This window comes from Kocuria oceani, assembly GCF_029524215.1.
GTDB classification, from domain to species: Bacteria; Actinomycetota; Actinomycetes; order Actinomycetales; family Micrococcaceae; genus Kocuria; species Kocuria oceani.
The window spans coordinates 217,005-236,380 of sequence record NZ_JARAMH010000003.1 but is presented as its reverse complement, the minus strand read 5'-3'; the positions used below and the strand labels follow the sequence as shown (position 1 = coordinate 236,380).

The 19,376-nt window shown below is 73.7% G+C and carries 14 protein-coding genes; 4 read left to right on the top strand and 10 right to left on the bottom strand.

All coding sequences use genetic code 11. The features are described from left to right. Positions 1-12: 12 nt before the first annotated feature. From PU704_RS04725 to PU704_RS04680, 10 genes are all read right to left on the bottom strand, one after another. The gene (locus PU704_RS04725) at positions 13-1,236 is read right to left on the bottom strand and encodes a phosphoglycerate kinase (protein ID WP_277550402.1); all 1,224 of its coding nucleotides are present in this window, start codon (positions 1,234-1,236) and stop codon (positions 13-15) included. A gap of 39 nt (positions 1,237-1,275) precedes the next feature. Beyond that, a complete protein-coding gene (gene gap, locus PU704_RS04720) occupies positions 1,276-2,280 on the bottom strand; it encodes a type I glyceraldehyde-3-phosphate dehydrogenase (protein ID WP_277550401.1) in 1,005 nt (334 codons plus the stop codon). 245 nt (positions 2,281-2,525) lie between these two features. After that, entirely contained in the window at positions 2,526-3,506 is a 981-nt protein-coding gene (whiA, locus tag PU704_RS04715) for a DNA-binding protein WhiA (protein WP_047805027.1), read from the bottom strand. A gap of 47 nt (positions 3,507-3,553) precedes the next feature. Further along, the gene (locus PU704_RS04710) at positions 3,554-4,621 is read right to left on the bottom strand and encodes a gluconeogenesis factor YvcK family protein (RefSeq protein ID WP_277550400.1); all 1,068 of its coding nucleotides are present in this window, start codon (positions 4,619-4,621) and stop codon (positions 3,554-3,556) included. Positions 4,622-4,652: 31 nt separating this feature from the next. After that, a complete protein-coding gene (rapZ, locus tag PU704_RS04705; RefSeq protein ID WP_277550398.1) occupies positions 4,653-5,576 on the bottom strand; it encodes an RNase adapter RapZ in 924 nt (307 codons plus the stop codon). A 191-nt stretch (positions 5,577-5,767) separates the two neighbouring features. Further along, positions 5,768-7,825, bottom strand: coding sequence for an excinuclease ABC subunit UvrC (uvrC, locus tag PU704_RS04700; protein ID WP_047805024.1), 2,058 nt, complete (start codon positions 7,823-7,825; stop codon positions 5,768-5,770). Positions 7,826-7,838: 13 nt separating this feature from the next. Next, a complete protein-coding gene (locus PU704_RS04695) occupies positions 7,839-8,534 on the bottom strand; it encodes an HAD hydrolase-like protein (protein WP_277550397.1) in 696 nt (231 codons plus the stop codon). After that, positions 8,531-11,530 carry an excinuclease ABC subunit UvrA gene (uvrA, locus tag PU704_RS04690; protein WP_277550522.1) on the bottom strand — a complete coding sequence of 1,000 codons (3,000 nt, stop codon included), beginning with the start codon at positions 11,528-11,530 and terminating at the stop codon, positions 8,531-8,533. Before uvrA ends, PU704_RS04695 begins: the two co-directional genes overlap by 4 nt. Positions 11,531-11,574: 44 nt before the next feature. Further along, the gene (locus tag PU704_RS04685; protein ID WP_277550396.1) at positions 11,575-13,311 is read right to left on the bottom strand and encodes an MDR family MFS transporter; all 1,737 of its coding nucleotides are present in this window, start codon (positions 13,309-13,311) and stop codon (positions 11,575-11,577) included. Then, positions 13,308-13,901, bottom strand: coding sequence for a MarR family winged helix-turn-helix transcriptional regulator (locus tag PU704_RS04680; RefSeq protein WP_277550395.1), 594 nt, complete (start codon positions 13,899-13,901; stop codon positions 13,308-13,310). The genes PU704_RS04685 and PU704_RS04680 overlap by 4 nt, the downstream gene beginning before the upstream one ends. Before the next feature lie 282 nt (positions 13,902-14,183). On the opposite strand from PU704_RS04680, the gene PU704_RS04675 reads away from it, so the two are divergent. From PU704_RS04675 to PU704_RS04660, 4 genes are read left to right on the top strand one after another with little or no spacing between them, the layout of a single operon-like run. Continuing rightward, positions 14,184-14,843 (top strand): MBL fold metallo-hydrolase, encoded by a 660-nt coding sequence (locus PU704_RS04675; protein ID WP_277550393.1) that lies wholly within the window; start codon positions 14,184-14,186, stop codon positions 14,841-14,843. Beyond that, a complete protein-coding gene (locus PU704_RS04670) occupies positions 14,837-15,823 on the top strand; it encodes a bile acid:sodium symporter family protein (RefSeq protein WP_380113096.1) in 987 nt (328 codons plus the stop codon). Before PU704_RS04675 ends, PU704_RS04670 begins: the two co-directional genes overlap by 7 nt. 52 nt (positions 15,824-15,875) lie before the next feature. Further along, positions 15,876-18,074, top strand: coding sequence for a glycosyltransferase (locus PU704_RS04665; protein WP_277550392.1), 2,199 nt, complete (start codon positions 15,876-15,878; stop codon positions 18,072-18,074). After that, on the top strand, positions 18,071-19,369 hold the full coding sequence (locus tag PU704_RS04660) for a nucleotide disphospho-sugar-binding domain-containing protein (RefSeq protein ID WP_277550390.1): 1,299 nt from the start codon (positions 18,071-18,073) through the stop codon (positions 19,367-19,369). Before PU704_RS04665 ends, PU704_RS04660 begins: the two co-directional genes overlap by 4 nt. Positions 19,370-19,376 lie beyond the last annotated feature (7 nt).

The window sequence follows — 19,376 nt, the reverse complement described above, 5'->3', positions numbered from 1 at the left end:
GGTGCGTGCGGGTCAGGCGCCGAGGGCGACGACCCCGGGCAGCTCCTTGCCCTCGATGAACTCGAGGGAGGCTCCGCCGCCGGTGGAGATGTGGCCGAACTGGTCGTCGCGGAAGCCCAGGTTGCGCACCGCCGAGGCGGAGTCCCCGCCGCCGATCACGCTCATGGCGTCCGCGGCGACGATGGCCTCGGCGACCTCCCGGGTGCCGGCGGCGAACGCGTCCATCTCGAACACGCCCATGGGGCCGTTCCAGAAGATGGTGCGCGCGGCCTTGATCCGCTCGGCGAACAGCGCCGCCGAGGCGGGGCCGATGTCCAGGCCGAGGCCGGAGGCCCCGATCTCGCCGCCCACGATGTCCTCCACGGGACGGGTCTCGTGCGCCGCGTCGGCGGCGAACGCCGCCGCGTACACGACGTCCACGGGCAGCACGATCTCCGTGCCGGCGGCGGCGGCCTTCTCGAGGTAGCCCTTGACGGTCTCGATCTGATCCTCCTCCAGCAGCGACCCGCCGACGCGGTGGCCCTGGGCCGCCAGGAACGTGAAGACCATCCCTCCGCCGATGAGCAGGGAGTCGGCCTTTCCGATGAGGTTCTCGATCACGGCGAGCTTGTCGGATACCTTGGAGCCGCCCATGACGACCACGAACGGCCGCTCCGGGTCCTGGACGACCTTCGTGAGCACGTCCAGCTCCCGCTTGACCAGGTCGCCCTGGTAGGCCGGGAGCCGGTGGGCGATGTCGAAGACGGAGGCGTGCTTGCGGTGCACCGCCCCGAACGCATCGTCCACGTAGGCCCCGCCCTCACCCGTCAGGGCGGCGAGCTCGTCCGCGAAGGCGCCGCGCTCGGCGTCGTCCTTCGAGGTCTCCCGGGGGTCGAAGCGCACGTTCTCGAGCACCAGCACCTCGCCGTCGGCCAGGGCCCCGGCCTTGTCCCGGGCGTCCGGGCCGACGACGTCGGTGGCGACCCGCACCGGCATGTCGGCCAGGTCGGCCAGGCGCTGCCCGGCGGGGGCGATCGAGTACTTCGGGTCGACCTCTCCCTTCGGGCGGCCCAGGTGCGCCATCACGATGACGCGGGCCCCGGCGTGGGCGAGCTTCTCGATGACCGGCAGCGAGGCGCGGACGCGTCCGTCGTCGGTCACCGCGAAGCCGTCCAGCGGGACGTTGAGGTCCGAGCGGACCAGGACGCGGCGTCCGGCGACGCCGTCGGCGATCAGTTCGTCAAGTGCATGAGCCATGCCACTCACCCTACCCCGGGGCCGCCGCGCCGCCGCCGCTCAGAGCTGGTCGCCGACGTGCTGGACGACGTTGACGAGCCGGGAGGTGTAGCCCCACTCGTTGTCGTACCAGGCGATGACCTTGACCTGGTTGTCGATGACCTTCGTCAGCGGGGCGTCGAAGATCGTGGAGATGCTGTCGCCCTGGATGTCCGAGGAGACGATGGGGTCCTCGGTGTACTTGACGATGCCCTTCATGGGGCCCTCGGCGGCCTCCTTCATGGCGGCGTTGACGGCCTCGACGGAGACCTCCCGGGACGCCTCGAAGGTCAGGTCGACCACGGAGCCGGTGGGCACCGGGACGCGCACGGCGAAGCCGTCCAGCTTGCCCTTGAGCTCCGGCAGCACCAGGCCGACGGCGGCGGCCGCGCCGGTGGTGGTGGGCACCATGTTCAGGGCGGCGGCGCGGGCCCGGCGCAGGTCCGAGTGCGGGCCGTCCTGCAGGTTCTGGTCCGCGGTGTAGGCGTGGATGGTGGTCATCAGACCGCGCTCGATGCCGAACGCGTCGTTGAGCACCTTGGCCATCGGGGCGAGGCAGTTGGTGGTGCAGGAGGCCGCCGAGACGATGTTCATCGACGCGGAGTCGTAGGAGTCCAGGTTCACGCCCGGCACGAAGGTGCCGTCGATCTCCTTGCCCGGTGCGGACAGGACGACCTTCTTGGCGCCGCCGTCCAGGTGGGCCTTGGCCTTGCTGCCGTTGGTGAAGCGGCCGGTGGACTCGACGACGACGTCCACGCCCAGGTCGCCCCAGGGCAGCTTCGCGGGGTCCGGCTCGGCGAGGAACGTGATCTGCTGGCCGTCGACGGTCATGCCGTCGCCGTTCAGGGCGACCTCACCGGGGTAGCGGCCCATGATGGAGTCGTACTTGAAGAGGTGGACCAGGGTCTCCGGGTCCGTGAGGTCGTTGACCGCCACGACCTCGATGTTGGTGCCCTGCTCGCGCGCCGCGCGGAGGAAGTTGCGTCCGATGCGTCCGAAGCCGTTGATTCCCACTCGAATGGTCACTGGGTTCTCCTGTGTTGGTCGGGATCTGGATCGATGAACCGCGTCCATTCTACGTGGTTATCGATGGGTTGTCTTGGGGTCATGAAAGATTCAACCCAAATTCATCCCAAAACCCACACAAAACCACATTCTGGTGTCCAGGGCATCGGAAACCCACGGAGAGGCAGATCGAGCCCGGGCCGCACCACGCCGGGGCGGGCGAATCTACCCCGCCGGCCCCGGCGGTGCAGCATCCCGGACGGCGCTCAGGACGGCATGGCGTCCGCGGCCACCCCCGCGTCCGTGCCCGGGATCCCCAGCTCCTCGGCCCGGCGGTCCGCCATGGCCAGCAGCCGGCGGATCCGGCCGGCGACCGCGTCCTTGGTCAGCGGGGGGTCGGCCAGCCGGCCGAGCTCGTCCAGGCTCGCCTGCTTGTTGGACAGCCGCAGCTCCCCCGCCTGCCGCAGGTGCTCGGGGACCTCGTCGCCGAGGATCTCCAGCGCCCGCTCCACCCGGGCGCCGGCGGCGACGGCGGCCTGGGCGGAGCGGCGGAGGTTGGCGTCGTCAAAGTTGGCGAGCCGGTTGGCGGTGGCCCGGACCTCCTTGCGCATCCGGCGGTCCTCCCACTGCAGCAGCGTCTGGTGGGCGCCCATCCGGGTGAGCAGCGCCGCGATCGCGTCACCGTCGCGCACGACCACCCGGTCCACCCCCCGGACCTCGCGGGCCTTCGCGAGCACGCCGAGCCGGCGGGCCGCGCCCACCAGCGCCAGGGCGGCCTCGGGCCCGGGGCAGGTGAACTCCATCGCGGCGGAGCGGCCGGGCTCCGTGAGGGAGCCGTGGGCGAGGAAGGCGCCGCGCAGCACGGCCTCGGCGTCGGCCACGGCCCCGTTGACCACGGCCGGCGGCAGCCCGCGCACCGGGCGCCCGCGCGAGTCCAGCAGCCCGGTGCGCCGGGCGAGGGCCTCACCGTCCTGGACGACGCGCACCACGTAGGAGCTGCCGCGGCGCAGTCCGCCGCCGGAGACGACCACGATCTCGCTCTCGTGGCCGAAGACCTCGGCGATCGCCCGGCGCGCCCGGCGCGCCGTGGCGCCGAGGTCGACCTCCGCCTCGACGACGATGCGTCCCGAGACGATGTGCAGTCCGCCCGCGAAGCGCAGCAGGGCCGACAGCTCGGCGCGCCGTTCCGAGGACTTCTTGATCTCGAGGCGGGACAGTTCTTCCTTGACCGATGACGTCAGGGCCACGCGGTTCCTTTCCTGGGGACTCTGGATGTGGGGCGGTGCGGGCGGGCTCAGCGGTGGCGCTCGAAGATCTCCTGGTAGGCGGCCGCGAGCCTGAGGGTGTTGTGCACGGCGGTGCCGGGGTGAGCCCGGACGTCGGCGTAGAAGACCTCGGCGCCCAGGGACGCGGCGACCTCCTCGAGGTCGGCGCCGTCCTCGGTGGCGGAGGGGTCGGCCAGTACGACGTCGAGGGTCAGGTCGGGGCAGTAGGCGTGCAGGACCCGCAGGTGGTCGGCCGCGGTCTTGCCCTGGGTCTCGGTGTCCGGGGACAGGTTCAGCGTGACGCAGCGGCGGGCCGCGGAGTCGCAGATGGCCCGGCGCAGCTCCGGCAGCAGCAGGTGCGGCAGCACGGAGGTGTGCCAGGATCCCGGTCCCAGGATCACCCAGTCCGCGAGCCCGACCGCCTCCACGGCCTGCGGGCACGCCGGGGCGTCGGGCGGGACGAGGCGCACGTTGCCCACGTCGGCCTGCTTGGCGAGCACCGCCTGCCCCGTGATCGTGCGTACCGCGCCCGGGTCCGCCGGGCGGCCGGGGGTCCCGGCGCCGGGCACGTCCCCGGCGATCACCAGCGGCTGCGTGGACATCGGCAGCACCCGGCCGCGGGCGCCCAGCAGGGCACCGGCCCACTCGAGGCCGGCCACCGGGTCCCCCAGCAGCTCCCACAGCGTGACGATCAGCAGGTTGCCCAGGGCGTGGTTGTCCAGGGTCGTGGCCCGGCCCTGGGCGCTGCTGAAGCGGTGCTGCATGACGTCGCGCCACGTCCGGCCCCACTCCGAGTCGTCGCACAGGGCGGCGAGGGCCATCCGCAGGTCCCCCGGGGGCAGGACACCGAGCTCGTCGCGCAGCCGGCCGGAGGAGCCGCCGTCGTCGGCGACCGTCACGACGGCGGTGAGCAGCGGGGTGATGCGCCGCAGTGCGGCGAGGTTGGCCGAGAGCCCGTGCCCGCCGCCGAGGGCCACCACGGAGGGGCTCTCGTCGCCGGGGCGCCGCCCGGACGGGTCCGGGGTGTGGTGCGGGTCGGCCTCGGCGCGGCTGCTCAGCGGCAGCCGGGGGAACGCGCCGGTGGGGGGAAAGGTCATCGAGGGTCCAAAGGGGGTCAGGGCTGGCCGGTCACTCCCGGCCCACGTCCCGGTGCTGGATGTTGACGGTCACGAGCGGCAGCTTGGCGAGCCTGCGGGCCACCTCCTCGCTGACGGCCACGGAGCGGTGCTTCCCGCCCGTGCAGCCGATCGCGATGGTGGCGTAGTGCTTGTTCTCCGTACGGTACCCCGCGAAGACCGGCTCCAGCATCGAGACGAAGCGGTCCACGAACTGCCGCGGCCCCTCGTCCTGGAAGACGTAGTCCCGCACCTCGGGGTCCTTGCCGGTGCGGGGCCGCAGGGACGGGACCCAGTGCGGGTTCGGGATGAAGCGGACGTCGGCCACGTAGTTCGCGTCCGCCGGGACCCCGTACTTGAAGCCGAAGCTGAGCACGGTCAGGCGCAGCACCACGGGCCCGTTGGTGGAGAAGAGGTCGGCCACGGCCTTGGACAGGGCGTGCACGTTGAACCCGGAGGTGTCCAGCACCACGTCGGCCGACTCCCGCAGGTCCGTCAGCAGGGCCCGCTCCGCCCGGATCCCGTCCAGGATCCGGCCGCCGGCCTGGAGGGGGTGGGGCCGGCGCTGGTGCTCGTAGCGCGAGACCAGCACCTCGTCGGCCGCGTCCAGGAACAGCACGGAGAAGTCGACGTCGGAGGCCTCCAGGGCCGCGAGCGTCTCCTTCATGTCGTTGAACAGCGCCTTGCCGCGGACGTCGATCACCACGGCCAGCTTCGGCAGGGCCTGCGGGGTGCGGGAGACGAGGTCCGCGAGGGTGTGCAGCATCTGCGGCGGCAGGTTGTCGACCACGTACCAGCCGAGGTCCTCCAGGGCGTTGGCGGCGGTGCTGCGCCCGGCCCCGGACATGCCGGTGACGATGAGCAGCTCCGAGCTCGTGGGCTTCGCGTGGACCGTTCCGTCCGCGGCCGTGTCCGTGCCGGCGGTGTGCTCGCTCATGTCCGATCCGTCTCCCGTCGTCCTGCCTCGGCCTGCCCTCACGTGTCCTGCTCCGGACCGTCCCGTCCCGGGCCGTCCGGCCGCGGGCCGCCCCGCCCGGTGCGGTGGCCCGCCGCCCGTGCCCGCGGCGGTCCGTTCCAGCCTAACCGGGTTCGCGGCCCGGGCCGGCCGTCACGACGCGGGGCGGCGGCTCAGGAGAGCACCTCGCCCGTGGTCATGTTCACGGCCGGGGCGGCGTCCTCCTGCTGGGACTGCAGGGCGGCGGCGACCTTCTCCGACAGCGCCCGCCCGAACCCCGGCACCTGCTCGATCTCCTCCACCCGGGCCGCTCTGAGCTTCTTGACCGACCCGAAGTGCTTGAGCAGGGCCTTCTGCTTGGCCGGCCCCACCCCGGGCAGCTCGTCCAGCACGGAGACGGTCATCGCGGAGGAGCGCTTCTTGCGGTGGAAGGTGATGGCGAAGCGGTGGGCCTCGTCGCGGATGCGCTGCAGCAGGAACAGGCCCTGGCTGGCACGCGGCAGGATCACCGGGAACTCGTCGTCCGGGACCCACACCTCTTCCAGCCGCTTGGCGAGGCCGACCACGTGCACGTCGTCGATGCCGAGGTCCGCCAGCGCCCGGGCCGCGGCGGCGACCTGCGGCGGGCCGCCGTCGACCACCACGAGGCTGGGCGGGTACGCGAACCGCGCCCGCTCCGGCGCCTCGGCCCCGGCCTCGACCTGCCCGGTGCGGGGACCGGCGGCCTCCCGCTGGGCCTTCTCCTCGAGGTGGCGGCGGAAGCGGCGGGAGATGACGTCGTACATCGAGGCGGTGTCGTCCCGGGCCGCCTCCCCGGTGATGGAAAACTTCCGGTAGTCCGCCTTGCGCGGCAGCCCGTCCTCGAACACGACCATGGACGCGACCACGTTGGTGCCCTGCACGTGCGAGATGTCGTAGCACTCGATGCGCATCAGCGGCACCGGGATGCCCAGCGCCTCCTGCAGCTCCTGCAGCGAGGCGGAGCGGGTGGTGATGTCCCCGGCGCGCTTGGACTTGTGCAGCTTCAGCGCCTGCCGGGCGTTCTCCCGCACCGTCTCCATCAGGTGGGCCTTCTCGCCCCGCTGCGGCACCGCGATGGTGACCCGGGAGCCGCGCAGCCCGGAGAGCCACTCCTCGAGCCGGTCGGCGCTGTCGGCGGGCTCGGAGAGCAGCACGGTGCGCGGGATGGCGTCCTCGCGGTAGGCGAGCTCGGCGGCGGGCCGGTGCTTGGAGCCGCGCGGCTCCGGCGGCGCGGCGGCCGCGGCGATGGCGGCGCTCTCGGAGGCCTCCGCGGCCGTCTCCCCGTAGACCTGCTCGAGCAGCTGCTCCAGCAGCCGTCCGCCGTCGGCCTCCTCGACCTTCTCGGTGACCCAGCCGCGCTGGCCGCGGATGCGGCCACCGCGCACGTGGAAGACCTGCACGGCGGCCTCGAGCTCGTCCTCGGCGAGGGCGAAGAAGTCCGCGTCCGTGCTGTCGGAGAGCACCACGGCGTTGCGCTCGAAGGCCTTCTCCAGGGCGGCGATGTCGTCGCGGCGGGCGGCGGCGGTCTCGAAGTCCATGTCCGCGGCGGCCTCCTGCATCTGCCGCTGCAGCTCCTTGACGAACGGGGTGGCCTGGCCGGCCATGAAGCGGCACAGGTCCTCGGCGAGGGCGTAGTGGTCCTCCTCCGAGATCCGGCCGACGCAGGGCGCGGAGCACTTGTCGATGTAGCCGAGCAGGCACGGGCGCCCGGACTGCTCGGCGCGCCGGTAGACGCCCTTGGAGCACGTGCGGACCGGGAAGACCCGCAGCAGGGCGTCGAGCGTCTCCCGGATCGCCCAGGCCTGCGAGTAGGGGCCGAAGTAGCGGTTGCCCTTCTTCTTCTCCCCCCGCACCACCTGGGCGCGCGGGACCGTCTCGGACATGGTCACGGCGAGGTAGGGGTAGGACTTGTCGTCCCGGTAGGCGATGTTGAACCGGGGCTTGAACTCCTTGATCCACGTGTACTCGAGCTGCAGGGACTCCAGCTCGCTGCCCACCACGGTCCACTCCACCCCGGCCGCGGTGGTGACCATGGCGCGGGTCTTGGGGCTGAGCGTGTGCGGGGGCGCGAAGTACGAGCTGAGCCGGTTGCGCAGGTTCTTGGCCTTGCCCACGTAGACCACGCGCCCGTACTCGTCCCGGAAGCGGTAGACGCCCGGGTCGGTCGGGATGTCCTGGCGGGCGGGGCGGTAGCTCTCCGGATCGGCCACGGTCCGGGCCCCCTCAGCGGCCCGTCGGCGCGGGCTGGGTGTACCGGTCCAGCAGCTCCCCGAGCTCGGCGGCGTCCCCGGCCACGGCGGCGAAGCCGGTCCCGAGCTCGTCCTCGCCGGCGAAGCCCCAGCGCACGCCCAGGCAGTCGATCCCGTGGGCGAGCGCGCCCTCGGCGTCGTAGCGGCGGTCCCCGACCATCACCGTGCGGGCCGGGTCCGGGGCGTCCACGCCGAGCCGGCGCAGGGCCTCGCCGATGATCGCGGGCTTCTCGTGGACCGCTCCGTCGCGCGGGGCGGCCGCGGCGTCGTCGGCGGCCCCCGAGACGGTCTCGAACCAGCGGCCGAGGCCGAACCGCTCCACGGCCAGCTCCGCGGTGGGCTCGGGCTTCTGGGTGGCCACGGCCATCCGTACCCCGGCGCCGTGCAGCTGCGCGAGCAGGTCCTCCACCCCGGGGTAGACCCGGGTCTGCGCCAGGCCCTCGGTGCGGTACCGGGCCCGGTAGGTGGTCACCACGCGCGCGATCTCCTCCTCCGGGACGTCGGTGAACGCCCGCAGGGACCAGCCCACGGGCGGGCCCACGAAGCGGTGCAGGTCCTCGGGCACGGCGTGCCCGTGCTCGGCGAGCGCCCGGGCGATGCCCCCGGTGATCGCCCCGGCCGGGTCCAGGAGCGTGCCGTCGAGGTCCCAGAGCACCACGGGGGCGGTCATCGGGCGGCTCCCGCGGTCTGCTCGCCGAGGATCTCGGCGAGGAACCGCCCGGTGTGGCTGTCCGCGTTGCGGGCCACCTGCTCGGGGGTGCCCTCGGCGATCACCCGGCCGCCGCCGGAGCCGCCGTCGGGCCCGAGGTCCACCACCCAGTCGGCGGACTTGATGACGTCGAGGTTGTGCTCGATGGTCATCACCGTGTTGCCCTTCTCGACCAGGCCCTGCAGCACGAGCAGCAGCTTGCGGATGTCCTCGAAGTGCAGCCCGGTGGTGGGCTCGTCGAGCACGTAGATCGAGCGGCCGTTGGAGCGCTTCTGCAGCTCGGCGGCCAGCTTCACGCGCTGGGCCTCGCCGCCGGACAGGGTGGTGGCGGGCTGGCCGAGGCGGACGTAGCCGAGGCCCACGTCCACGAGGGTGTTCAGGTGCCGGGCGATCGGGCCGAAGGCCTTGAAGAACTCCGCGGCCTCCTCGATGGGCATCTCCAGCACCTCGGCGATGGTCCGGCCCTTGTAGTGCACCTCGAGGGTCTCCCGGTTGTACCGGGCGCCCTTGCACACCTCGCACGGGACGTAGACGTCGGGCAGGAAGTTCATCTCGATCTTGATCGTGCCGTCGCCGGAGCACGCCTCGCAGCGCCCGCCCTTGACGTTGAAGGAGAACCGGCCGGCCTGGTAGCCGCGCACCTTCGCCTCGGGGGTCTCGGCGAAGAGCTTGCGGATGTGGTCGAACACCCCGGTGTAGGTCGCCGGGTTGGAGCGCGGGGTCCGCCCGATGGGGCTCTGGTCCACGTGCACCACCTTGTCCAGCTGGTCCACGCCGTCGATCCGCTTGTGCCGGCCCGGGACCTGCTTGGCGCCGTTGAGCTTGTTGGCCAGGGACGTGTAGAGGATGTCGTTGACCAGGGTGGACTTCCCGGACCCGGACACCCCGGTGACCGCAGTGAGCACGCCGAGCGGGAACGCCACGTCGATGCCCTGGAGGTTGTTCTCGCGCGCGCCCACGACCTTGAGCATGCGCTTGCGGTCCACCGGCCGCCGCCGGGCGGGCACGCCGATGGCCTTGCGCCCGGAGAGGTAGTCGGCGGTGATGGAGCGCTCGTTGGCGAGCAGCTCGTCGTAGGTCCCGGAGTGCACCACCCGGCCGCCGTGCTCGCCGGCGCCGGGGCCGACGTCCACGATCCAGTCGGCCTCGCGGATGGTGTCCTCGTCGTGCTCGACCACGATGAGGGTGTTGCCCATGTCCCGCAGCTTGGTGAGGGTCTCGATGAGCCGGCGGTTGTCCCGCTGGTGCAGGCCGATGGAGGGCTCGTCGAGGACGTAGAGCACGCCCACGAGCCCGGCGCCGATCTGCGTGGCCAGGCGGATGCGCTGGGCCTCGCCGCCGGAGAGCGTCGCGGCGGCGCGCTCCAGGTTGAGGTAGTCCAGGCCCACGTCCACGAGGAACGTCAGGCGGGCCTGGATCTCCCGGAGCACCTGGTCGCCGATCTTCGCGTCCCGGGCGCTCAGCTGCAGGTCGCGGAAGAACTCGTGGGCCTCGCGCATGGGCATGCGGGTGGTCTCGGCGATGTTCTTCCCGCCGACCGTCACGGCGAGCATGGTCGGGTTCAGCCGTGCGCCGTCGCAGGCGGGGCAGGCGACCTGGCGCATGTACTGCTCGTAGCGGTCCTTGGCGTGGTCGGACTCGGTCTCGGCGTGCTTGCGCTTGATGTAGCCGATCACGCCCTCGAAGCCCTGGGTGTAGCGGCGCTCCCGGCCGAAGCGGTTCCGGTAGGCCACGGTGACCTGGTAGTCCTTGCCCTCGAGGATCGCCTTGCGCGCCTTGGCGGGCAGCTTGCCCCAGGGGGTGACGAGGTCGAAGCCGACCTCCTGGCCGAGCCCGGCGAGCAGCCGGTTCCAGTACTCGCTGGTGGCCTTGCCCAGCGACCACGGGGCGATGGCGCCCTCCACCAGGGAGAGGTCGGCGTTGGGGACCACCAGGTCCTCGTCGACCTCGAGCCGGGAGCCGATGCCGTCGCACTCCGGGCACGCCCCGAAGGGGGCGTTGAAGGAGAAGGAGCGGGGCTCGATCTCGTCGGCCTGCAGCGGGTGCTCGTTGGGGCAGGCGAGGTTCTCGGAGAACGGCCGGCGCAGCTCCAGCGGGTGGGCGATCTCCTCGTCGGAGCGGGGCACGAGCTCGACGACGACGCGGCCCTCGGCGAGGCCCAGCGCCGTCTCGACCGAGTCGGTCAGGCGCTGGCGGATGCCCTCCTTGACCACGAGGCGGTCGACGACGACCTCGATGGTGTGCTTGTACTGCTTCTTGAGCTTGGGCGGGTCCGAGAGCTGGACGGTCTCCCCGTCCACGGTGGCGCGCGAGAAGCCCTTCGTGGAGAGCTCCTGGAAGAGGTCGGCGAACTCGCCCTTGCGCTCCCGCACCACCGGGGCGAGGACCTGGAAGCGGGTCTTCTCCGGCATCTCCAGCAGCTGGTCCACGATCTGCTGCGGGGTCTGCTTCTCGATCCTCTCCCCGCACACGGGGCAGTGCGGCTGACCGATGCGCGCCCACAGCAGGCGCATGTAGTCGTAGATCTCGGTGATCGTCCCGACGGTGGAGCGCGGGTTGCGGGAGGTGGACTTCTGGTCGATGGACACCGCCGGGGACAGTCCCTCGATGAAGTCGACGTCGGGCTTGTCCACCCGGCCCAGGAACATCCGGGCGTAGGAGGACAGGGACTCCACGTACCGGCGCTGGCCCTCGGCGAAGATCGTGTCGAACGCCAGGGAGGACTTCCCGGAGCCGGACAGGCCGGTGAACACGACCATCGCGTCCCGGGGCACGGTCAGCGAGACGTTGTCGAGGTTGTGCTCGCGCGCCCCCTGGACCACGATCTCGGTGAGATCGGACTTGTGGGTGGCCCTGGACACGGCGGCGGAGGCTGCGCCCGCGCCGGGCTCGGAGGGCTCGTCGGCGGGGTTCAGGACCAGGGTGGACGTGGGGATCGGCTCAGACACGCCCTCCACTCTAGTACCGGGCCCGGACATGACCACGGGCTCCGTGGGCCGCTTCACACCCGGTCCACGGGGCCGGTGGAGGTGTCCTCGCGCACACGGTCCGGAGCGCCGTCTCCCCCGGCGTCCGGGTCCGCGGCGGAGTCGTCCCCCGAGGACCGCCCGGTCCCGGCCTCACGCTGCCGGCGCCGGACCTCCCGGGCGTCGAGGGTGCGGGTGACGACCTTGAGCTGGCCGGTCTCCGGGTCCACCTCGACGATGTCCACGGTGCGGCGCAGCGGGACCTCCTTGATCAGGAGCACGGCCAGCAGCGTGACGAGGGAGGCGATGGCTGCCACGAGGAAGACCACCCCGGTGCCCGTGCCGTAGGCCTCGCGCACGATGCCCTCCACCGAGGCGGGCAGCGAGTCCAGGTCCATCGTGGAGGAGTCCACGGCGGCGGGGTCCCCGCCCTGGGCCCGGGTGCGGGCGGTGAGCTCCGCGGCCAGGTGGGAGCTCATCAGCGCGCCGAAGACCGCGACAGCCACGGCTCCGCCCATGGTGCGGAAGAACGCGACCGAGGAGGACGCCGCCCCCATGTCCTTGAGCCCCACCGTGTTCTGCACGGCCAGGACCAGGTTCTGGTTCAGCGCGCCGATGCCCAGGCCCACGAGCAGGATGAAGGCGCTCACGGCCCACAGCGGGGTGTCGTGCGTGAGCGTGGAGGCGAGGAACAGGCCCGTGGACATCAGCACCGCGGCCACGACCAGGATGATCTTCCACCGCCCGTAGCGGGTGATCAGCTGCCCGGCGACCGTGGCGCCCACGAGCGAGCCGAAGACCTGCGGGAGCATGAGCACCCCGGCCATGGTGGGGCTGAAGCCCTGGCCCAGCTGGAAGTACTGGCCCAGGTAGGTGGTCGAGGCGAACATCGCCCCGCCGGTGGCGATCGCCGCGAGGATGGCGAGCGCCGTGGTGCGCTCCGTGACCACCCGGATGGGCACCACCGGCTCCGCGGCGCGCTGCTCGACGAGGACGAACAGGACGGTCCCGACGAGCGCGGTCGCCAGGAGGGCAGCGGAGGTCCCGGAGACCCACGCGAACATGCCCGGCTGACCGGCCAGGGAGACCCACAGCAGCAGCGCGGAGGCCGAGACGATCAGCAGGGCGATGCCCAGCCAGTCGATGCTCACCCGCCGCGGCGCCTGGGGCGGGATCTGCAGGGTGCGGTGGACCAGCACCGCGGCGAGGACCGCCAGCGGGGCCGGGATCAGGAACACCCAGCGCCAGCCGAAGAGGTCGACGATGAGCCCGCCCAGCAGCGGGCCGGCGGAGGTGGCCACGGCCATGACGGCGCCCATGTAGCCGGCGTAGCGGCCGCGCTCGCGGGGCGGGATGATCGTGCCCATGATGGTCATCGCCAGGGCCATGATGCCGCCCATGGCGATGCCCTGGACCACGCGGGCCAGGATGAGGAACTCGATGGTCGGGGACAGCCCGGCCATCGCGGAGCCGAGGACGAAGATCACGATGGACAGCTGCAGCAGCTTCTTCTTGTCGAAGAGGTCGGCGAGCTTGCCCCACACGGGTGTCGTGGCGGCGTTGGCCAGCAGGGTGCCGGTGACCGTCCAGGACAGGGAGGTCTGGTCCCCGCCGAGGTCGGCCATGATCACCGGCAGGGCCGTGCCGATGATGGTGAGGGTGACCATCGCCATGAAGAACACGGAGAGGATGCCGGTGAGGGCGCGGAGCACGTCCCGGTGGGACGCGCCGGTCCCTCCGCCCGGTGCGGCGGCTGGCTGGGGTGCGGTCATCTCGCGGTCTCCTCCTCGTGGTCCCGGTGCTGCGGGGGCCGTGGGCTCCCCGGGTGCTCTGCGTGCTCCCCGTCGTGCTCCTCGTCGGCGGTGACCGGTCCGGTGCGCGGGGGTCTCCGGGCCTCCCGGCAGGAGGTGGTGCGCTCCGCGCCGAGGGAGTCCAGGAAGACGGTGGTGATCTCGTTGATGGCGCCGCGGCTGGCGCGGGCCTGGTCCTCGTCCCAGCCCTCGAGCCGCGCCGCCAGGCGCTGGGCGTCCTGCTCCACGACGGCGCGGACCTGCTCACGGCCGCGCTCCGTGATGGCCACGAGCGCGGCGCGGCCGTCGTCCGGGTCGGGGGTGCGCTCCACGTGGCCCTCGTCCTCCAGGACGGCCAGCTGGCGGCTCAGGCCCGAGGGGCCGAGGCCGGTGTCCGAGGCCATCACGGCGGCCCGGCGGGGCCCGTTGCTGTCGAGGTAGTAGAGCAGGGCGATCGCGGTGGGGTTGAGCCGGCGCTGGCCGGCGTCGGTCTTGGTCACGCGCTTCATGACCCGCTGCAGCTCCAGCAGGTCGCGCACCAGCTCCACGGCGGTGTCGTGGGAGACGGGCAACGGGAATCCTCCGGGGCTCGGGGACGGGCGGGGCGACAACGACGACGGGGCGACCGCTCCGGTACGGCTTCCGCCGCTCGCGGGACCGCGCCGGTGACGGTGCGGGCGCGGATCGCTCACCGCCCCTGATGATTTGTTGCCGCACGCAACTATACGAGGGCGGGGGTGGTCCACAAGTCCCGGCGGGGTGGGTCCGGTCACTCCCGGCCGCCGCCCCGGCCCGTCGCAGGCCCCCGCAGGCCCGACTGGCGAGTCGCTGGACTCCGGCGTACCTTCGTCCTCATGATCGCATCGAAGACGGAGGTCACCGACCTCGCCGAGGTCACGATCCGCCGGATCTCCGTGAGCGAGATGGACAACAACGTCTACCTCCTCACCTCGAAGGAAGAGGGCACCCAGGTGCTCATCGACGCCGCGGACGACCCCCGTGCCATCGCCGGACTCGTGGGCGCCGGCAACGGGGACTGCTCGAAGGCCTTCGGCAGCCTCCAGCTCATCATCACCACTCACTCGCACTGGGACCACGTGCGCGCCCTCGAGGAGGTCCGCTCCCGCTCCGAGGCGATGACCGCCTGCGGCGCCGACGACGAGGCCGACATCGCCGTGCCCATGGACCTGACCTTCGAGGACGGGGACACCGCCGAGTTCGACGGCTTCGACCTGGAGGTCATCGGCCTGCGCGGGCACACGCCCGGCTCGATCGCCCTGGTCTACCGCGACCCGCAGGGACCGGCGCACATCTTCTCCGGCGACTCCCTCTTCCCCGGCGGCGTCGGCAGGACCGACGGCCCGGAGGACTTCCGGCAGCTCCTCGACGACGTCACCGAGCGGATCTTCGACCGCTTCGACGACGACACGGTCGTCCATCCCGGCCACGGCAGGCCCACCACGCTGGGGGCGGAACGCCCGCACCTCGAGGAGTGGCGGGCCCGCGGGTGGTGAACGCCGGTCCCGGCACCACCACCGAGGCCGCCGCGCCCGACCGCAGCGCCTATGTCGCCGTCCTGGTCTTCCCCGTCCTGGTGCTCGCCGGCGGACTCGTCGGCTTCCTGACCCCAGGGACGGTGAGCGGGCTGTCCGGGTGGATCAACCCGCTGCTGGGACTGGTCATGTTCGGGATGGGCCTGACCCTGCGCCCGGTGGACTTCGCGCTGGTGGCCCGGCGTCCGCTGCCGGTGCTGCTGGGTGTGGCCGCCCAGTACGTGATCATGCCCCTGCTCGCCCTCCTCGTGGTGTTCCTGCTCCGGCTGCCGCCGGAGCTCGCCGCCGGCGTGATCCTGGTCGGCTGCGCCCCCGGCGGCACGGCCTCGAACGTCGTGGCCTACCTCGCCCGCGGGGACGTCGCACTGTCCGTCGCGATGACGTCGATCTCCACCCTGCTCGCCCCCGTGCTCACTCCCCTGCTGACCCTCTGGCTGGCCGGGCAGTACCTGCCGGTGGACGGGGCCGCCATGGCCTGGTCGATCACCAAGATCGTGCTCCTGCCGGTCGTCGCCGGTCTGGCCGTGCGGCTGCTCGTGCCGGGGCTGGTCCGGCGCGCCCTGCCCGTCCTGCCGTGGGTCTCGGTCGCGGCCATCGCCCTGATCGTGGCCATCGTGGTCTCGGCCAGCGCGGACCGGATCGTCGAGGCCGGGCTGCTCGTGCTCGCGGCCGTGGCCCTGCACAACGCCCTCGGCCTGACCTTGGGCCACCTCGTGGGTGCTGTCACGCGGCAGCCTATCTCCGTGCGCCGCGCCACCGCGGTGGAGGTGGGCATGCAGAACTCCGGCCTGGCCGCGGGGCTCGCCGCCCAGTACATGAACCCGCTGGCGGCCCTGCCGGCGGCGGTGTTCTCGGTGTGGCACAACCTCTCCGGAGCCGTGTTCGCCCTGCTCTGCCGCCGGGCCGACGCCCGGGCCGCTCGCCGGCTCCCAGAATCCTGAGAATCCCCCACCCCGGCTCCGGCGGCCCGCCGCCGTCGGTTAGCGTGAGCCCATGACCTTCGTCGCGCCCTGCGCACCGGACACCACCGCGGGGCGCACCGGCGCGCGCCCGGCCGCCGCCCTGACCGCCGTGCGGGCCGCCCCCACGATCCTGGACGGCATCCGCCGCGCCGACGCCCTCGCCGCCGCCGCCCGGGAGGAGCCGGACGCGGCCCTGCCGGTGCTGGTGGAGGAGATCCGCCGGGGCGAGGACCAGCTTGCCGTGCTGGCCGCCGTCCACGCCCTGGCCGTGGTGCCCGGGTCCCGGCCGGACGCGCTGCTCACCGCCCTGCTGGACGACGGCAGAGCCTGGGTGCGGGAGCACACGGCGTGGTCCCTCGCCGGGCGGCCCCCGGTCGTCCGGGCCGTGCCCGTCCTGACCCACCTCGTCGCCGGAGGCGGCTTTCCCGGCATGCTGGCCCAGCGCACCCTGCAGGCCTGGGCGCCCGCCGCCGCGGATCCCGTCAGCGACGCGCTCGTCCACGCCCTGGCGGGCACCTCCGAACCCGGCGCCCGAGCCCGCCTCACCGAGACCGTGGGCCTGGTGCCCGGCTCCGGCGCCACCGGGCTGCTCAGGGCGCTGGCCGGGGACCCCGCCGAGGACCACGCGGTGCGCGGGGCCGCCCTGGAGGCCCTCGTCGAGCGGCACCACGAGGACCCGGAGGGCGTTCCCCGGCTCGGAGACCTCGCCGCCGAGTGCGCGCGGGCGGGCGGGGCGCTGGCACCGGTCGCGCGGCTGGCCCGGGCGGAGCTGGAGGCGGGCCCGGCCGCTCCCCCGCCGGCCGGGAGCGGCCCGGCCGTGCTGCAGGCGTTCCTGCACGCGGAGATCGACCGGGACCTCACCTTCTCCGGGCGGGGGGACAACGGCGGGATAGCCACCCTGCTCGCCCAGCTCGGCGACGTCCTCGCGGCGCACCGCCCCCGGCACGGCACCGGGGTGGAGCGGGTGGTCACGGTCTCCCGCGGCAGCCACGACGAGGCCCGGGCCGCGCTGCCCGGGCTGGCCGGGCCGGGGCACGTCTTCGGCGTCGTGCCGTTCCAGGGCGCCCCGGTGCCCCTGGCCGAGGCCTGGCCCCGGAGGGTCGCCGCGGAGCGCGGCCTGCGGCGCGCGCTCCGGGCGGCGGGTCCCGTGGACGTCGTGCACCTGCGGATGGCCGACGTCGGCTCGCTGGTCGTCGCGGCCGTGGCAGCGGAGCAGGGCATCCCGCGGGTGCTGACCATGGCCCCCGATCCGCACGCGCTGGTCGCGGCCCGCGAGGCGGACGGCACCCTCACCCGGGAGGGCTTCGGGGCCGCCGACGCCGTGGAGCACCTGTGGTTCCGGGTGCGCCTGCTCGCCGACCTCGCCGCCGGGGCGGAGCACCTGGTGCTGTTCCCCCGCCCGGACCTCGCCCGGGACGCCCGCGAGCTGCTGGGCCTCGACCCGGACGCGCCCGGGCGGTGCACCGTGGTCCCCGAGGGCATCGACCTGGACTCGGTCGACCGGGCCGCCGCGCAGGCCGGGGAGGGCGCGGGGCGGGAGCTCGAGGAGCTCGACGCCGTCCTCGCCGGCCTCCCGGCCTCGCGGCGCGGCCTGCCGCTGGTCGTCACGGTCGGGCGCCTGCACCGGGTCAAGGGCACGGCGCACCTGGTCGAGGCCTGGGCCGCCGACGAGCAGCTGCGCGCCCGCTGCAACCTGCTCGTCGTCGGCGGGAACCTCGCCCACCCCTCGGCCGACGAGCGCGAGCAGCTGGAGCGCATCGACGCCGCCGTGCCCCTCGCGCAGGCCGCCGCCCGCGGCCTGCTCCTGGCCGGGCACCGGCCCCACGGCACGGTGGCCGTCTGGCTCGCCGCGGTGCGCCGGGGCCGGCCCGGGCTCGCCGCCGCGCAGGGCGCCTACGTGTGCGCCAGCGTCAAGGAGGAGTTCGGGGTCGCACTCGTCGAGGCGCTGGCGAGCGGGCTGCCCGTGGTGGCCCCCGCGGCCGGCGGCCCCGCGACCTTCGTGCAGGAGGGTCTGACCGGCGTCCTCGTCGACACCCGCGACCCCGCCGCCCTGTCCCGGGGCGCCGCCCGCGCCCTGGACCTCGCCGCCGGCCCCGGCGCCGAGGACGCGGCGGCGGCCGCCTACGCCACCGTGCGCGAACGGTTCAGCATCGAAGGCATGGCGCAGGCCCTCACCGTCGTCTACGGCCGCGTCGCGGCCCCCGCCACCGACAGGAGCCCCACCCCGTGACCCTGCTCGTCATCAGCCCGGACTACGCGTCCCACCTCTTCCCCCTCGCCACCCTGGCCACCGCCTGGCGCGACGCCGGGCAGCGGGTGGTCGTGGCCACGGGCCCGGCCACCGCGCCCCTGGCCCGGAACTTCGGCTACGACGTGGAGCTGCTGCCGCTGGGGCGCGGGTCCAACCCCGGGGTGATCCGGGCGGAGGAGCAGCCGGCCGGGGAGGACGACTCGCTGCGCGGGTTCTTCGCCGCGACCCGGCGCGGGCCCGTGGAGACCCTGTCCTTCCAGGCCCGGGCCCGCCGCGACGACCTGCTGTGGGACCCGCTGGGCACGGCCCGGCGCGTGCAGGCCGTGGTGGAGCGGGTGCGCCCGGACCGGGTGCTCGTGGACCACCTGGCCTTCAGCGCCCGCCTGGCGCTCACCGGCAGCGGCGTCCGGCACGCCGACGTGGTGCTGGGCCACCCCTCCGCCCTGACCGTGGCGGACGAGGTGTACGGGCACCCGCCGGCCTGGCCCGGCCGACTGCGCCCGTCCCCCGCGGAGCTGGCGGCCCTGCACCGGCTGTGCTCGGTTGTGCGGGACGAGTTCACGCAGCAGTGGAACGACGCGCTGCAGCAGCTCGCCCCGGGCGCGCCCGCGAGCGCGGACGCGTTCGCGGAGACCGGCGACGACCTGCTGCTCAACTACCCGGGCGAGCTCCACGACGACTTTCGGACCCGCCGGCTGCCCGAGCACACGTTCCTGGGTTCGGCCGTGCGGGAGGAGGGCGAGGATCCCGAGGTGGCCGCGTGGCTGGCCGCCTCGGACCGCCCGGTCGTCTACGTCAGCCTCGGCAGCTTCCTCTCGGTGCGCGGGGACGTGCTCGCCCGGGTGGCCGAGGCGCTGCGGGGCCTCGACGTCCGGGTGGCCCTGGCCGCCGGCGCCACGCCGCCCGCCGCCCTGGGACCGGTGCCGGCGGACTGGCTCGTGCGCGGCTCCCTGCCCCAGGTGACCCTGCTGCGCCGGGCGCGCGCGGCGATCTCGCACGGCGGCAACAACAGCGTCACCGAGGCGCTCACCGCCGGGGTGCCCTTGCTGCTGCTGCCCCTGTCCACGGACCAGTTCGCCGGAGCGGCCGCCCTGGAGACGGCAGGACTGGGCACCGTGCTGGACCCCAACGCGGTCACCGCCGCCGAGATCCGGGAGGCCACGGCCGTGCTGCTCGACGACGGGCACGGGGGCCGGGAGCTGCTCGAGGAGCTGCGGCACGGGCTCGCCCGCCGTCCGGGCCCCCAGCGGGCGTTCGCGGCCCTTGCCGGGTGAGCGGGCC

Excerpts from the sequence above, each read along its gene's own strand:
- PU704_RS04725 (WP_277550402.1), bottom strand. The coding sequence starts at position 1,236 with ATGGCTCATGCACTTGACGAACTGATCGCCGACGGCGTCGCCGGACGC.
- PU704_RS04710 (WP_277550400.1), bottom strand. The coding sequence starts at position 4,621 with ATGACCTTTCCCCCCACCGGCGCGTTCCCCCGGCTGCCGCTGAGCAGC.
- rapZ (WP_277550398.1), bottom strand. The coding sequence starts at position 5,576 with ATGAGCGAGCACACCGCCGGCACGGACACGGCCGCGGACGGAACGGTC.
- PU704_RS04695 (WP_277550397.1), bottom strand. The coding sequence starts at position 8,534 with ATGACCGCCCCCGTGGTGCTCTGGGACCTCGACGGCACGCTCCTGGAC.
- PU704_RS04685 (WP_277550396.1), bottom strand. The coding sequence starts at position 13,311 with ATGACCGCACCCCAGCCAGCCGCCGCACCGGGCGGAGGGACCGGCGCG.
- PU704_RS04675 (WP_277550393.1), top strand. The coding sequence starts at position 14,184 with ATGATCGCATCGAAGACGGAGGTCACCGACCTCGCCGAGGTCACGATC.
- PU704_RS04665 (WP_277550392.1), top strand. The coding sequence starts at position 15,876 with ATGACCTTCGTCGCGCCCTGCGCACCGGACACCACCGCGGGGCGCACC.